A 15,712-nucleotide genomic window follows, 5' to 3' on the forward strand; every position below is an offset into this window, starting at 1 on the left:
AAAATCAAATATAAAACCAAAAATCTGTTTTTTATTAATAACCCGCGTTCTGTTTCAGGTTAGGGTTGGTATCAACCGCACGCTGAGGAATTGGGTAAAGTGTACGAGTTTTAGCTGTTGCCAAAGGACGCTGATCTACCGGATCGTTAAATTTCTCGAAACGGATCAGGTCATTCCTTCTCCAGCCTTCGTAATATAACTCACGGCCGCGTTCTGCTAACATTACAGTTGCATCAACTGAACCCAGAGCAGTTGCACCACGAGGGGTACGCACCGCGTTAACAATGCTTAATGTAGTTTGACCAAGAGGATCGGTACCACCACGCATAATAGCTTCTGCTTTTTCTAACAAAACATCGCCGTAACGTAAGAACACGTAATCATTATCTTCGCTGTTATCTGGCACGGTTCCATCTGCGTTTGGATGAGGGAAATATTTAAATACCCTGATACCCTGTGCTTCTGTAGAGAAGTTAAGGTTAACGTTCTCTGTAAAAATAAGTGGTTTACCACCACGTTGTTTTAAAGCAACACCACCCGGGCCAAATTGCTGGCCTACAGCAAAACCTGCCCTTAAACCAACTTTATCAGTTAAGCCTGGGTAAGCAACGCCGCGGCGCTCATCAGATGCTTCAAATGATTTGTAGAAATCGGCAAGTGTGGTAAAGCCGTTCCATCCATCTGGTGTTTGGTTGTAGTGCAAGCCCATTTTCCAACGGTTTTTTGCAGAACCCGGTACCCTTGATGGTATGTTATAAATACCGAAGATATTACCGTGAGATTGCTCTGAGTTATCCCATGCAAAATCCTGGAAGTACTTACCGGCCGGTTCTAATGTAAAACCAGCGGCAGTTATTTTGTTTGCGTACTCAATAACCTTATCCATATCCGCTTTAGCAAATGTGTATGGGCCACCTACTGCAGCTGCGTTATATACCGCTCTGTTTAAGTAAATTTTTGCTAACAATGCCTGTGCAGCAGCTTTGCTGGCAATACCAATGTTTGGCGCGGTACCCAATTTAGATTCGGCAAACTCAAGATCTTTTATCATGTAGTCTGTTGCTTCTGTACGGCTCATAACAATTGGGATAGAAGAGTTTGGCGCATCCGGATCGCGGAATGGCTGTTGCCCATATAAATCTACCACCTGGAACATAAAGTAAGCGCGCAAAAAGCTTGCTTCGGCTTTGATCTGATCGGTAGTAGCCCTTGTAATAACTTGTGTGGCACGGAACACACCAATGTTTAACTGATCCCAAGTGTCATTAATCTGGCCGTGTGATGCTGTCCAGGTGTGGGTGTGTAATTTACGCCATGCGCCAAAATCTCCCCAGTCAGTACCGCGGGTTGGGCCCATCATCTCATCAGTTGGGTGCTCTTGTAATGCGTAAGTGTTTGCCTGGTCGGTTTGCCCGTTCAATTGTGAATAAACACCGTTAAGGTCCGCTGCGCTGGCCACCCCTCCTGCGTCTACGGATCTTGAGCCGTAGACCTTCTCATCTAATTTTGCACAACCTGTGGCAGCTAAGAATGCCATGCCACAAATTGTTGCTTTCAATGTTATATTTTTCATGCTCATATTTTTTTTAGAAACTTGCGTTTAAACCGAATGTGAATGTACGTGCGCTTGGATATGAAGTATAATCAATACCTCTTGAAGGCACACCGTTTCTTTCTTTGTTAGTGTTTATTTCAGGATCAAGGCCGCTATAGCCAGTGATCAATATCAGGTTTTGGCCGGTTACTGATACACGCAGTGTTTTAAACACATTTCCTTTTACCGGGAAGGTATAGCCTACAACAGCATTTGATAACCTGATGAAATCACCTTTTTCAACAAAACGGCTTGATACCTCACCAGAGTTAAGCGCATTTTCGTTTGTAGCGGCAATATCTTTAGTTACGTTACGGCCGCTTACAAGGTTGCCTTTGTAAAAGAACGCGTTGGCAGTGTTGTTATAAATATAGAAACCAGATGCTCCGTTTATGAAGAAGCTTGCGTTCCAGTTACCATAAGTAAAGCTGTTGCTGATACCTGCTAAGAAGGTTGGAAGCGGGCTGCCATGGGGTGTTGCAGCATCAATACCCTCAGGGTAGATACCAAAACCATCAGCATCTAAGCCATTGTACTGAGATACGTTGAATGTGTAAAGCGGGTAGCCGTTACCAATAAACTGTGAGTAAGCACCAGATAAGCCCTGGCCATCAATGTTACCGGTAATTACGTTACGGTTACCAAAATTCTCAACACGGTTTTTTACAAAAGTCATGTTGTAGTTGATGTCCCATGTAAAGCCGCTTGCAACTGATGATTTTATTGCTGAGAAGTTTAAACCAACTTCCACACCGGTGTTTCTAACATTACCAGGCAAATTAACCCAGTACCGTGTGTCGGCAGCAGGTTGTGCCAGATCCTGTAAGAACAGCAGGTCTCTTTGCGATTTATTAAAGTAATCAACAGTACCGCTTAAACGCCCTTTAAGTATGGTGAAATCTAAACCCGCACCGTAAGCAGTTTGTGTTTCCCATTTCAGATCTGGGTTAGCTGCGTTTAGCGGAGAACTTGAGGTACCGTAGTAGTTAATTTGTTTTAACCTTAACGAAGCATAAGAAGGATAATCCTGGTTACCTGTTTGGCCGTAGTTTAAACGTAAGCTCAAATCATCAAATATACTTTTTGGAGCCCAGCTCTCGCTGCTGATACGCCATTTTGCTGCAGCTGCAGGGAAGGTTGCGTATTGATGGTTGGCACCAAAACGAGAAGAACCATCTCTACGTACAGTACCTGTTAAGATGTAACGGTCTTTATAAGAGTAGTTAACACGTGCAAAATATGATTGCAGCTTGTAGCTGCTACTGTCGCCTACAGGGTAAGCTAAACGGTTAAGATACTCTTCGTAGTTTTTAAGGATTTCCTTTTTGGTGGCAGTTCCCCATCCAAAATCATTCCGGTTAAAGCTCTTGTAAGAAGAGTAAGAGTAACCAACCAAAGCAGTAACAGTACTGTTGTTAGCAAACTTTTTATCATAATTTAAAGTATGCTCCGTAGTGGTGCTCCTTAATTCATTATGTTGTAAAATACCACGGCCATTGCCTGTTGCAGATGGTACGTTAAAATCCCTTATGCCGGTTTGGTCAGTGAAACCAACGATAGTAGGATCGTAAAACGTTTTTCTAAGACCGTCAGACCTGTCTACGCCGATGTTGCCTTTGTAAGATAAGCCTTCAATCAACCTCAAAGTAAGGCTTAAGTTGTTCAGGTAACGGTTAATGTTATCTGTGTCGTCAATCTGGTTTAATAACGAAACCGGGTTACGGAAGCTGTTACCATTTGGAAAACCTTTAGCATCGTAACCGTTTAAATTGTAGTAACGGCCTTGTGCATCGTAAACCGGGATAGTAGGATTGGTTTGCAACGCAGCACCAATTAAGCTACCATTGAAACCGGCGTTGTTGGTAATAGGTGCAAACCTGTCTTTAAGGTTTGAAAACAACGACGTAAGGTCAAATTTAACCCTATCGCCAAAGAACGATTGAGAAGCATTGATACGTGCATTAAAACGACGAAGGTCTGTATTCTTAACAATACCTTCCTGTCTGTCGTAACCGGCAGATGCACGGTAGTTACCTGTATTGCTGGCACCACCAAAGGCCAAGTTATAATTTTGAGATACAGCTGTCCTCAAAATTTCTTTTTGCCAATCGGTATTGCCGCCGTAATCAACAGCAGCCGGATCAGCGCCAACGCTTGCTACACCTTTTAAGAAATCTTCGCGGCCAAGCAGGTCGTAAGTTTTAGCTGCTTTAGAAACGCTCGTGCTTGCACCAAACTGGATGCCTTGGCCTTTGCGGCCTTTACGTGTAGTAATTAAAATTACACCGTTAGCACCACGCGAACCGTAAATAGCTGAAGCTGATGCATCTTTTAATACTGAAATATTCTCGATATCGGCAGGGTTAATAAACGCCAATGGGTTACGGGCAGACGCGCTACCTGCACCGCTATCATAACCACCTGCGGTACCGCCATTATCCAATGGCACACCATCCACTACATACAGCGGGCTGCTACCAGAACGGATAGAACTTGCACCACGGATGTTGATAGTAGCACCGGCACCGGGCTCACCGCTTGCCGGAGTTACCTGCACACCTGCTATACGGCCCTGTAATAGCTGCTCGGGCGTTGCAATAACGCCTTTGTTGAAATCTTTAGGGCTTAAGGATGCTACCGAACCGGTTGCATCTTTAATGCGTGTGCTACCGTAACCAATTACAACAACCTCGTTTAATGCCGTGTTAGTAGACTCAAGGATTACTGCCACGAATGTTTTACCATCCAGGCTTACTGTTGTTGATTTGTAGCCAATGTAGTTGAATACCAAAGAAGTAGTGTTTGCCGGTACAGACAACCTGAAAGTACCATCAACATTTGTTTGGGTACCGATACCGCCACCGGCGCCTACGGTTACGCCTATGAGAGACGACCCGTCTTTTTTGTCGGTTACTTTACCTGTTATTACCTTATTTTGAGCAAACGCAGGCTCAAAAAAGAAGCAGGTTAAAGCAAGAAAACATAATGTGAGTAAGTGTTTAAATTGCATAGTTTGTGGTTTAATTAAAATTGGTTATATAAAAATTCTTGTACATGGTTCCCTTAAATTAAAAAACGCGCCATTGAAAATATAGGCAGTTCCGCTTTAAAACAATTTGTGCTTAACGCACGGCAATCAAAAAAATTTAATACTAATGGTTTTTATGTTGGTCTATATCGGCCAAAATTGGGCCGGCGATAAATAAATCTTTTAAGCATTTAACTTATTAAAACTTTATTCATCTATACAAAGATGTGTGTCCTGAGCCTCAATCCCTACTCATTTGGGGTGCTTAGAAAAAAATATAGACTAATTTTTCGTTAAAAAATTGATTATAAGCATATTAACTATAAAAAACAGGCAAAAAATATAAGTGTTTTGTAGACTTTTTATAGCTACCAGGGTTAAAATAGTACATTAAATAGTTTTTAAAGTGCCAGATAAGGCTTTAAACACGTGTTTAATTATTCAACCGAATCAACAGCTTTTATATCCATAATACGATGTTCAAATTGTTCGGGGTTTTTTGATTTTGCTTTTATGCGCATTTTGTACACATAAATGGTATTAACCGAATATTCAAGTATTTTGGCGATTGTTTCGTTATCGTTTATACCCATCCGTATCAATGCAAATATCCGGAGATCGGTGTTCAGCACCTCATGCTCCTGGGGCCATATCTGGTCTTTCTCGTCAAATTGCGAATTAAATACCGATATGAAATTGGGGAAGATCTTTAAAAAGATATGGTCGAAGCTGTGATAAAGCACCTCGCGCTCTTTTTTTATATTTATATTATTGATTATCAATCTAATATCATCATATTTTTTGATTGACAGCTTGGTATCTACAGACATCTTCAACTTTTCGAGTTTTAATATATAACCCGATATGATCTTAAAAAACTGCCCGATGTATTCTTCCTTAATGTGCGCGTCCTCTATCAGTTTGTAGTTCACCTGCTTTAGCTGCACATTTTTATCTTCAATTATGCGCTCCTTATGCTTAAGCTTGCCCAACTGCTTGTATATCATTATTAAAAATAATATTACCAGCGAAGCCAGGGCGGTTATGGCCAGCAGAAATACCAGGATCCTGTTCTTTTCGCTTTCAGAGTGGTTAAGCTCTTCGGCAGCTACCAGCGGCAAAATGGCACCTATTTGAATTTTTCGCTGGCGTGCGCCGTAAAAATCGGCGTCGGCCTTGGCCAATTGCACAAAACTGTAGGCATCTTTTATATTGCCGGTTTTGTAAAGCTGCTCTGCCAGGGTAAAAAGCGCCACGGTTTCTTTGGTAGACGACTTGAGATCGGCAATAGCCGATTGAATTAACAGGTTTATCCCCTCGCTCTTCCTATCAGAATTAATATAGATCTGCCCCAGCGAGCAACTTATCATAGCGCGCAAATGCATAGAAATGGGCACCCCCGGCCTTATCAACTTGCTTAATTCCTGCGAACCATTATAATTATCATTGACACCCACATGCCTCATCCCCGAATAGTAGATACGATCCACCGAGCCCACCTTACTTAGTTTAATGGCCGAATCTATATATGCGTTACTGGCAGTAAGATAATCTGGCGAAAAGTACTTGTCGCTATTGTATTTTGCCAGGTCGCTGTTGCAGCGGTACATAATAAAATAGTACTCCACCTTCATGCTGTCATTAAGCAACCTGGGGTTTACCCTTTTCATGCAATCAAAGGTTTCTTTAAACATCCCCGATGACAATAGTATAAACCCAAGCTTTATTTGGCTGTAATACGCGCGCGACATATCATTCATGCCTATGCTAAGGTTTTTAAGCTTATTTACATATACGTAAGCAGAATCGTACTGGTACGATTTATACTCATCGTACAGTTTAAGGCAAATGTCATACTGCGTTGAGTAGTCGAATGGGGATGTGTTTTTATGAAGCCGGCTAAGCTTTTTTATGCGGGCTTGTTTGGCGCTATCGTATGCATCCTTCTTGGCTATCTCTGCTTTCAGTTCGGTTAGTAAACTATCTTTATCGGCCGAAAAAGCAGGTACTACGCAAAACAACATGAAGAAGAATAGTAGAAATAGCCTCATAAATTAGTTTCAACAGCGGATTAAAGTTAATAACTAAAAATTAAACCCTAAACAGTTCAAAGCCATTCTGGCTTTTTTACTATAATGGTGGCAAATTTTAATTTTTGTTAGCGACTCCTTAACGCACCGTTGTTTAGAGTTAGGAATTTTACAATTAACTACAACTGTTTTGGGGACGGTAAACACAAAAAGCCCACAGTTTTTTAAACTGCAGGCTGGGTTTTTATAAGATCAGTATATTTCTTAGTAGCTAATGGCAAACTGTCCGTCGCTATTTTTAATTAAAAGGCTTTTTACGTTTTCACCTTCAACCGGGTTTGAAAGGCCGGTTGGGTCAAAACGTGAGATAGGCGTCATCAGTGCGCTAAAATCGTCGGCAGCTTTAAATTGCCTACCATTTAACTTAATGGCCGTTGCATTAAAACCATGCAGCACCACTTTTATGTTGTTGAACTTAGATTTTGCAGACCCCTCCGCCTTGCCAAAAGTGATCGCTTTTTTTGCCGCGTCGTAAGTAATGGTCCGTTTGTAAAAATCACCTTTTTCGTAATCGTAGCTCTCGCCATCATCCTCGTAATAAACAAATTTGTTGTTGATATCGCCTTTGTAAACGTGTACGGTTAAGGTATCGGTTGGTTTTTCGGCGGTGGTTTGTATCAGCGATTGCATTGGGATAATGCTGCTTTCTTTTACATACACCGGCAGTTTGCTCATGCCCAACTCCATGCTAAGTTTTGTGTTGCCCTGCTGTACCGCGCCGGTATACATATCGTACCATTTACCTGCCGGGAAGTATACCCTGCCAATAGCCGTCTGGCTATCAAACGGAAGCACTAAAAATGCCTGGCCAAACATGTACTGGTTTTCGTAAGCGCCGCTATACACATTTTCATCATGCGTATAATCAATAGCCAATGAACGCATCACCGGTTTGCCATTCTCTTTTGCTTCGTAGAAAGATGAATAAAGGTATGGCAATAGTTTATAACGCAGGTTGATGTAATTACGGGTTATCTCCAGCACTTCCTCACCATAGGCCCATGGCTCTGATGATTTGGTGTTGATTTGGGTGTGGTTACGCATGTACGGGTTAAACGCGCCTATCTGCATCCAGCGAGCATACAACTGGGGCGATGCGCCGCCTGTGAAACCGCCAACATCCATACCGGTATAAGGTACGCCGCTCAGCCCCAAGCTGTTCATCAGGCGAACGCCAGCCATCATGTGGCTGTCTTCGGCGCGGTTATCACCTGTCCACATCGCCGCAAAGCGCTGTAAACCTGCAAAACCCGAGCGTGTTAGCACAAATGGGCGTTTGTTACCGCCCAACGCCGCGCGGTAACCTTCGTAACTGCTGCGGATCATCTCTAACCCATACACATTATGAATTTGCAGGTGCGACGCGCCCTTGCCTTCGTAGTTAAAGAAGATATTATCCGGCGCTTTCTGGCCCCAGGTACTAAACTCGTTCATATCGTTCCAGATGCCGCTTACGCCATCTGCTGCATACGCCTTTAGTTCCCTGGCCCAAAACTCGCGCCCTTTAGGGTTTGTAAAATCGGGAAAGTTGCACCATCCCGGCCATACCTGCCCCGTATAATTGGTACTGTCGGGATACTTGGCAAAAATATCTGCTGCAATACCGCGGTCGTAAACGCCGTAGCCTTTTTCTTCTTTAACACCCGGGTCTACAATCAGGGTAACCTTAAAGCCCATATCCTTTAGCTTTTTGGTAAGGCCCTGTGGATCGGGGAAACGGCTTTTATCCCAAGTAAATACTTTGTATTTATCCATGTAATGGATATCTAAAGTAATACCATCAGCTGGGATTTTCTTTTCGCGCAGGGTGTTGGCTACACGGTACACTTCGGTATCCGGATAATAACTATAACGGTTTTGCTGATAACCAAGGCTCCACAACGGTGGCATTTTTATACGGCCGGTAAGCCAGGTGTACGAGGCGATAACATCCGCCAGGTGCGAACTGTACATAAAGTAATAGTTCATTTCGCCACCTTTTGCAGCGAATGACGAGAAACGGTTATTGCTGGCACCAAAGTTAAAATCAGACTGCCAGGTGTTATCCATAAATATGCCGTATTGCACATTGTGGTGAACGCCTATATAGAATGGAATGGTAGAATATAAAGGATCCTGCCCTGCAGAATAAGCGAATACATCGCTGTTCCAGTTGGTGTAGGCATTGCCGCGGCGATCCAGAGGGCCGGTTTTTTCGCCAAGGCCAATGAAGTGCTCGCCATCCTGCATGTGTTTGTAGGTGGTAACGTTTTCGCTCACCCATGAAGTGCTTAGGCCGGTCTCATCCTGGTTTATCACTTCGCCTGCCAGCGTAGTAAAAGTGATGGCGTATGGGTTTTTCCTGACGTTTACTTTAAGCGAATCGGTTGCGAGGTTGATCTCGTTATCGTTTTGGGTAACGGTTACTTTGGTGGTTTGCGGTTTGGCAATAACGGCGTAGGAAAAATCTTCGGCCAGTTGTTGCTTATCCATACGCACCCGGATAACGTTGGGGCTGTATACGGCAACTTTTATAAAAGCATTCTCTGTTTTAATATCAACTTCCTGGTTATTTACGGTTACCCCGGTAACCTTTCCTACTCTTTTTAACAGAGTTTGGGCGGAGGCAACCTGCGTACAGGCGGCAAAAACAACGGCAAGGGCAACGTAACGATTCGCGATCTTCATTCTTTTCGGGAAATAATTTATTATGTAATTGGATCCGGCAGGGTTTATTGCCGTTTTAAATGTATCGCAAGCAAACCGGCGGCAGCATTTATTGGATGAAATTATAATACATTTATGGTACGGCGCACCGATATCAATTTTTACTTTTTTTTTATAACCTAAAAACCCCCTAATTATTAAAATTAGGGGGTTTTTAGCGTCTAAATAGCTTGAAAATATAAGATTAAATATAGACGGGTTTTGTTAAAAAAATATCAATAATTAGCCAGCACCATAATATTATCACTAATGGGGCTTATCTTTTCCAATCCGTTTAAAAAGCCGAGGCCTACCACAAAGGTAAAACCGGCCACTATACCGCCCATATCATGGATCAGTTCGCTGGCAGCGGTTACTGTACCACCAGTAGCCAAAAGATCGTCGTGAATAAGGATACGGTCGCCAGGTTTAAAGGCATCAATGTGTACTTCTATGGTTGCAGTACCATATTCCAGCTCGTATACTTTTTGCTTAACGGTATGGGGGAGTTTACCTGCTTTGCGCACGGGTATAAAGGGTACGCCAAGCCTGGTTGCCAGCGTTAACCCGAATAAAAATCCACGGCTCTCTACACCTGCAATGGCATCTATCTTGGTATCTTTCAGGCCGGCTACAAAGGCATCAACAATGCTATCGCACAAACCCGGGTCTTTCAAAATGGGGGTAATATCCTTAAAAATAATCCCGGGTTTAGGGAAGTCAGGGATATCGCGGATGGCCGCCTTAATGTTTTGCTGTATCATTTATAGCTTAAATATGGTTCAATTTTACGTAAAATTCCTTCATCTATAATAGCAATGTGCTGCAAATCGGCAAGAGAACTGTAATCACCATGCTGGTTACGATATTCGATGATGGCATTCACCTGTTTGTAATCGAGGTAGGGCATTAATCGTAGTTTGTCGAAAGTTATATTATTGATGTCTATCTTCCTGATCTTCGAGGCATCAACTTTTAGCTGGCCTTTTATCTCCGCGTACTTCAATTCATCCAGCCCATACACCTCTTTCAGTTGCTCCTTGTTTACAAATCCACCCAAACGCTCCCGGTAATAAATAATACGCTTGGCAAAACCCGGGCCGATACCATTAAGCGTAGTAAGCTTTGCAGAATCTGCCGAATTAAGCTCGATAACCAAATCCTTAGCATCCATTCCGGGTATCTCGATGTATGGAGCCAGCGCCTTATAATCTGCCTCCGTAATACCGTATATTTTCTTCAAGTCGGCAACCTGGTAAAACCGCCCTCCTTTTGCCTCGTAGTTTTTCAGGATGGCAATTTGCTTATCGCTTAGTCCCAGCCTCTTCCACTTATCTGCCGGCAGGCTGTTAGGATTGAATTTAAAAAGTGTGCGGGTTAGCTGTTTTTGCGTAGCCGGGCTATTATATGCTTGTATGCCGCCCGGGTTGGCTTTATTGAGCTGCGCCAGCGCGGCATCAAATTCTTTAGCATTAATTGTATTATCTTTGCGACACCATTGATAAACGTAGGGCACAGCCAAAACTGCAATTATCAAAATAACCAGCACAAGCATACCGTTCCATTCTTTTTTGGTAAGGGATAGGTAATTTTTTAACTGCGCTTTCATAACAATGCTTTACAGCCGTTAAAGTAATAATTTTACAATCATTTAATCCGTTTAAAAAGGATGAAAGTTATAACCACCGAGGAATTTGCCAAAGCAACTAAACTGGACAAACTAAAAATGCCCGGCTTGGCCTCCCTGCTGATGGAACTGATGAAAATTAACCAGGTGAACGACCTGTTTGCCCAGGCACAGCCCAAACAAGGCCCCGAGTTTGTAGATGCCATATTAAAAGGCTGTGGCATAGAAATAGATTTTGACGAACGCGAACTGCGCCACATCCCCAAAAACGGTGCGTTCATTGCCATCGCTAACCACCCTTACGGCGGTATTGAGGGCATGGTACTATTGAAAATACTTTGCATGGTAAGGCCCGATTCTAAGCTGATGGCCAACTTCCTGCTGAAAAAGATCCCTAACCTGGCCGACTACTTTGTAGCCGTTAATCCATTTGAAAACGTGGAACACTCCTCCAGCATCAGTGGGTTAAAAAACACACTGGAATTGCTGAATAACGGCACGCCTATAGGCATCTTCCCCGCCGGCGAGGTATCTACCTTTAAGATGGAGAAAAAAGAGGTTACAGACCGCCTTTGGCACCCTGTGGTGGGTAAGATCATTGCCAAAGCTAAAGTACCCGTGGTGCCCATCTACTTCCATGGCAATAACGGGCTTTTATTTAACCTGCTTAGCCTTATACATCCTGCCCTGCGCACCGCCAAGCTGCCATCCGAACTATTTAACAAGCAGGGCCATACTATTAAATTACGCATTGGCAAGCCTATTAAAGTTGCCGATATCCCCGACAGTAATAACGGCGCTAAAGTATTAAATTACTTGAGGGCTAAAACCTATGCGCTTGGTGCGGGTTTGGACGAGGAGAAAAAGATTTTCAACCCCCGAAACCTTTTCAAGATAAAAAAACTGCCCGAGGCTATCGTGCCCGAAACCCTGGCCGATAAACTGGAAACTGAAATAGGCCTTTTGCGCGAGCATTACAAGGTATGGACCGAGAAGAACTATGAGGTGTTCATCGCCCCCACTTCCGAAATTCCATGCACTATCCGCGAGATAGGCCGCTTACGCGAAGTTACCTTCCGCGAGGTTGGCGAGGGTACCAATAAGGCTACCGACCTGGACGAATACGATATTTACTACCACCACCTGTTCATTTGGGACATGGAGGCCAGGATGATCGTGGGTGCCTACCGTATTGGTTTGGGCGATGAGATATTTTACAGCGTTGGTAAAAAGGGATTTTACATCCACGAGCTGTTTAAGTTAAGGGAACAGTTTACCCCCGTATTAAAGAAGAGTCTGGAACTGGGCCGCTCATGGATCCGTAAGGAATACCAGCTAAAGCCCCTACCCCTCTTCCTGCTTTGGAAAGGTATCTTGAAATACCTGATGGATAACCCGCGCTATCGTTACCTTATTGGGCCGGTAAGCATCAGTAATTCCTTCTCGCAGTTCTCCAAATCGCTTATTGTGGATTACATCAACCGCAACCATTTCGACCATGAACTGGCACAGTATGTAAAACCCCGGAAAAAATTCAAGGTGAACTTTGAGAACATAGATACCGACCTGCTGATGAGCGGCGGCGACAGCTTTAAAGGCTTGGATAACCTGATCTCGGAAGTGGAAACGCACAACATGAAGGTGCCCGTATTGCTGCGCCAGTACATTCAGCTCAACGCCAAGATCATCAGCTTCAACATCGACCCTAAATTCTCTGATTGTTTGGATGGGTTTTTGGTGTTAGATCTGGAAAAAGTGCCGCAGGATATATTGGAGAAATTGGGGAAGAACCTGTAACCGGGATTTAACCGATTTTTAGGATTTAGGGATTTTGATTTGAGGGGGGCATATGTACTGTCCGTCCGTCCAACTGCGCGCGTTTTTCACGCGTCATTGCGGACATGAAGCAATGACGCACGGGGAGGAACTGTCCAGGAAGAGTCCCCTAATACTTCCATCCAAACCGTTTAAACAAACTATACAGCACCCATATTGGCGTGATCAGCACCAATTGTGTATCATCCTTAAATGATGCTTCATTACCTTCTTTTTTACCGCCTATGTACTGGCCAAGCCAGGCAAGGGCCAGGAACAAGGTTTCCATCCAAATCAATGGAATGCCGCCGGCCTGTTCCCATACGGCAAGCTGCGATACGCCGTAGCTTAACGCAAATAATACCAGCAACATGGTGTAAGATAGTATTGGCGAAAGTTTAAGCGTGTAATAAACGCAAAAGGCTATTAAAAACGATGCCCAGTTGAACATACCTTCATAACTTTTTAAAAAAGCAAGGTGCGGAAACGGGATTGCCCAGGCTATACCCAGCGCACCGAACAACATCAGCGGCACGCATATAAAATGCAGCAGCCTGTTGGTTGGCTGTTGGTGACTTGCATTAAGCCGGTTAAAATAAACATCTACGGGGCGCTCATCCTTTTTGGGGAGTACGGGTTTAATGGTATTGGGTTTTGGTTTCGCCATAAAATAAAAAAGCCCTCCCCGGTTAGGAGAGGGCTCAAATTTAAGCTTTATTATTTTGCAAATGCTACCGCGCGGGTTTCCCTTATTACGGTAACTTTTATCTGACCAGGGTAGGTCATTTCTGTTTGGATACGGTTAGATATGTCTGCCGCCAGTATTTCGCTTTGGGCATCGCTTATCTTTTCGCTCTCTACCACAACGCGCAATTCGCGGCCTGCCTGTATAGCGAAGGTTTTCTCTACACCAGGGTATGATAATGCAAGCTCCTCAAGCTCTTTTAAACGCTTAATATAACTTTCTACCACTTCGCGGCGAGCGCCCGGCCTTGCGCCTGAAATAGCGTCACACACCTGTATTATCGGCGATAGCATCGAGGTCATTTCCACTTCATCGTGGTGGGCTCCAATGGCGTTACAAACTTCCGGGTGTTCCTTATATTTTTCGGCTAACTGCATACCCAAAATAGCGTGTGGCAGTTCCGGGTTATCATCTGGTACTTTACCAATATCGTGCAGTAAGCCCGCGCGTTTGGCCAGTTTTACGTTCAGGCCAAGTTCTGCCGCCATGGTAGCGCAGAAGTTGGCCACCTCGCGAGAGTGCTGCAACAGGTTTTGCCCGTACGATGAACGGTAACGCATCCTGCCTACCATCCTTATCAGTTCCGGATGCAGGCCGGTGATACCTAAATCAATTACGGTACGCTCGCCTATCTCCACAATTTCTTCTTCTATCTGCTTGCGGGTTTTGGCAACTACTTCTTCAATACGTGCCGGGTGGATACGTCCGTCCGTCACCAGGCGGTGCATTGCCAAACGGGCAATCTCCCTGCGGACAGGGTCGAAGCCTGAAAGGATAATCGCTTCCGGGGTATCATCCACAATAATTTCTATACCGGTTGCTGCTTCCAGCGCCCGGATGTTGCGGCCTTCGCGGCCAATTATACGGCCTTTAATTTCGTCGTTCTCTATGTTGAAGATAGATACCGTGTTCTCTATAGCGCTTTCGGTAGCGGTACGCTGAATAGTTTGAATTACTATCTTTTTAGCCTCTTTGGTAGCGGTAAGCTTGGCTTCGTCTACAATATCCTTTATCTGCGCCATCGCTTTGCTGCGGGCCTCTTCGCGCATGTTATCTATCAGCTGGTTTTTGGCATCTTCGGCACTCAGGCCTGCAATGGTTTCCAACTGTGACACGTGCTGGTTTTTCAGGTGCTCAACTTCTTCCTGTTTCTTAGAGAGCACATCGGATTGGGCATCTATTTTTTTACGCGCGTTATCCAGCTCACTCTCCTTGCGGTTCATGTTCTCCAGCTTCTGATTAAAAGATTGCTCTTTTTGTTTGATACCGTTCTCGCGCTGGTTAAGCACGTTGTTTTTGGTATTTACCTCCTGCTCGTGCTCGGCTTTTAACTGAAGAAATTTCTCTTTGGCCTCTAACTGGCGGTTCTTTTTAAGGATCTCGGCGTTATTCTCAGCGTCCTTTAATATCTTCTTTACTTTATTCTGGGCGTTTACTTCCTGGTCTTTAAACAGCTTCCTTAGCAGGAAGCGGCCTATGACGATGCCCGTCGGTACCCCTACAAGGAGCCCGATGATCAGGTACAAAAATGTGTTCATTTCTTAGGTTATATAAATAAAAAAAACCGCAACTAAACTTCTAAGTGTTCATGTATTGTTAAAACTTCTGGTCGGATGGCTCGGGATCACGGGTTACCGTAAATTACACGATCAACGCATGCCTCTTTGATCCGTAGATATTGAAGCGTTAAGTTTTTAATAGTGAAAACTTAAAATTTAACTGCGGTTAAATCTTAAATGGCTCGGGTAGAGTTTAAAGTCGAAAGTTTAGAGTAGAAAGTCTTGTTTAACTTCTTACTTTGCACTCAGGGCTTCTTCTACTTATTTAAAGAACGTTATTGTTTAGAAAAAAAATCGGTCAGCAGGTGATCTAAATGATAAACCTTTTCCGTCACTTCAGAATCATCCGACGTAACTTTCTTATCCGCTTTTAACGAGGATGTTGCGTAATGCAACACACACATCGAAAGCAGATCCTGTTTATCGCGAACCGCATAGTTCTCCTGGTACTCTTTTATGCGATCGTTGATCAGCTTAGCTGCCCTTCTTATTATCTCTTCTTCTTCCATGTTCACCTTTAAGGGGTAAACGCGGTCGGCAATATTTATTTTTATTGAGATTTCTCCCAT

Annotated in this window: 10 protein-coding genes; 1 reads left to right on the forward strand and 9 read right to left on the reverse strand. The window is 43.8% G+C overall.

The window, feature by feature from the left end; genetic code table 11:
* Positions 1–34 precede the first annotated feature (34 nt).
* From EPL05_RS00930 to EPL05_RS00955, 6 genes are all read right to left on the reverse strand, one after another.
* Positions 35–1,573 carry a RagB/SusD family nutrient uptake outer membrane protein gene (locus EPL05_RS00930; protein WP_128531635.1) on the reverse strand — a complete coding sequence of 513 codons (1,539 nt, stop codon included), beginning with the start codon at positions 1,571–1,573 and terminating at the stop codon, positions 35–37.
* Between the two features lie 13 nt (positions 1,574–1,586).
* A complete protein-coding gene (locus EPL05_RS00935) occupies positions 1,587–4,604 on the reverse strand; it encodes a SusC/RagA family TonB-linked outer membrane protein (protein ID WP_128531636.1) in 3,018 nt (1,005 codons plus the stop codon).
* A 455-nt stretch (positions 4,605–5,059) separates the two neighbouring features.
* Positions 5,060–6,673: a DUF6377 domain-containing protein gene (locus EPL05_RS00940; protein ID WP_128531637.1), complete on the reverse strand. Its 1,614-nt coding sequence runs from the start codon at positions 6,671–6,673 to the stop codon at positions 5,060–5,062.
* A 243-nt stretch (positions 6,674–6,916) separates the two neighbouring features.
* A complete protein-coding gene (locus EPL05_RS00945; protein ID WP_128531638.1) occupies positions 6,917–9,379 on the reverse strand; it encodes a glycoside hydrolase family 31 protein in 2,463 nt (820 codons plus the stop codon).
* 254 nt (positions 9,380–9,633) lie between these two features.
* Positions 9,634–10,161: an adenine phosphoribosyltransferase gene (locus EPL05_RS00950; protein WP_128531639.1), complete on the reverse strand. Its 528-nt coding sequence runs from the start codon at positions 10,159–10,161 to the stop codon at positions 9,634–9,636.
* Positions 10,158–11,006, reverse strand: coding sequence for a ComEA family DNA-binding protein (locus EPL05_RS00955; protein ID WP_128531640.1), 849 nt, complete (start codon positions 11,004–11,006; stop codon positions 10,158–10,160). The genes EPL05_RS00950 and EPL05_RS00955 overlap by 4 nt, the downstream gene beginning before the upstream one ends.
* A 60-nt stretch (positions 11,007–11,066) precedes the next feature.
* On the opposite strand from EPL05_RS00955, the gene EPL05_RS00960 reads away from it, so the two are divergent.
* Positions 11,067–12,821 (forward strand): lysophospholipid acyltransferase family protein, encoded by a 1,755-nt coding sequence (locus EPL05_RS00960; RefSeq protein ID WP_128531641.1) that lies wholly within the window; start codon positions 11,067–11,069, stop codon positions 12,819–12,821.
* Positions 12,822–12,969: 148 nt separating this feature from the next.
* Here the strand turns inward: EPL05_RS00960 and EPL05_RS00965 are convergent, their stop codons facing one another.
* From EPL05_RS00965 to EPL05_RS00975, 3 genes are all read right to left on the reverse strand, one after another.
* Positions 12,970–13,506 (reverse strand): Mpo1 family 2-hydroxy fatty acid dioxygenase, encoded by a 537-nt coding sequence (locus EPL05_RS00965; RefSeq protein WP_128531642.1) that lies wholly within the window; start codon positions 13,504–13,506, stop codon positions 12,970–12,972.
* A 50-nt stretch (positions 13,507–13,556) separates the two neighbouring features.
* A complete protein-coding gene (gene rny, locus EPL05_RS00970) occupies positions 13,557–15,122 on the reverse strand; it encodes a ribonuclease Y (RefSeq protein WP_128531643.1) in 1,566 nt (521 codons plus the stop codon).
* Between the two features lie 296 nt (positions 15,123–15,418).
* Positions 15,419–15,712, reverse strand: a complete 294-nt coding sequence (locus EPL05_RS00975; RefSeq protein WP_128531644.1) for a cell division protein ZapA — start codon at positions 15,710–15,712, stop codon at positions 15,419–15,421.

The organism is Mucilaginibacter gilvus, from assembly GCF_004054195.1.
Taxonomy (GTDB): Bacteria; Bacteroidota; Bacteroidia; order Sphingobacteriales; family Sphingobacteriaceae; genus Mucilaginibacter; species Mucilaginibacter gilvus.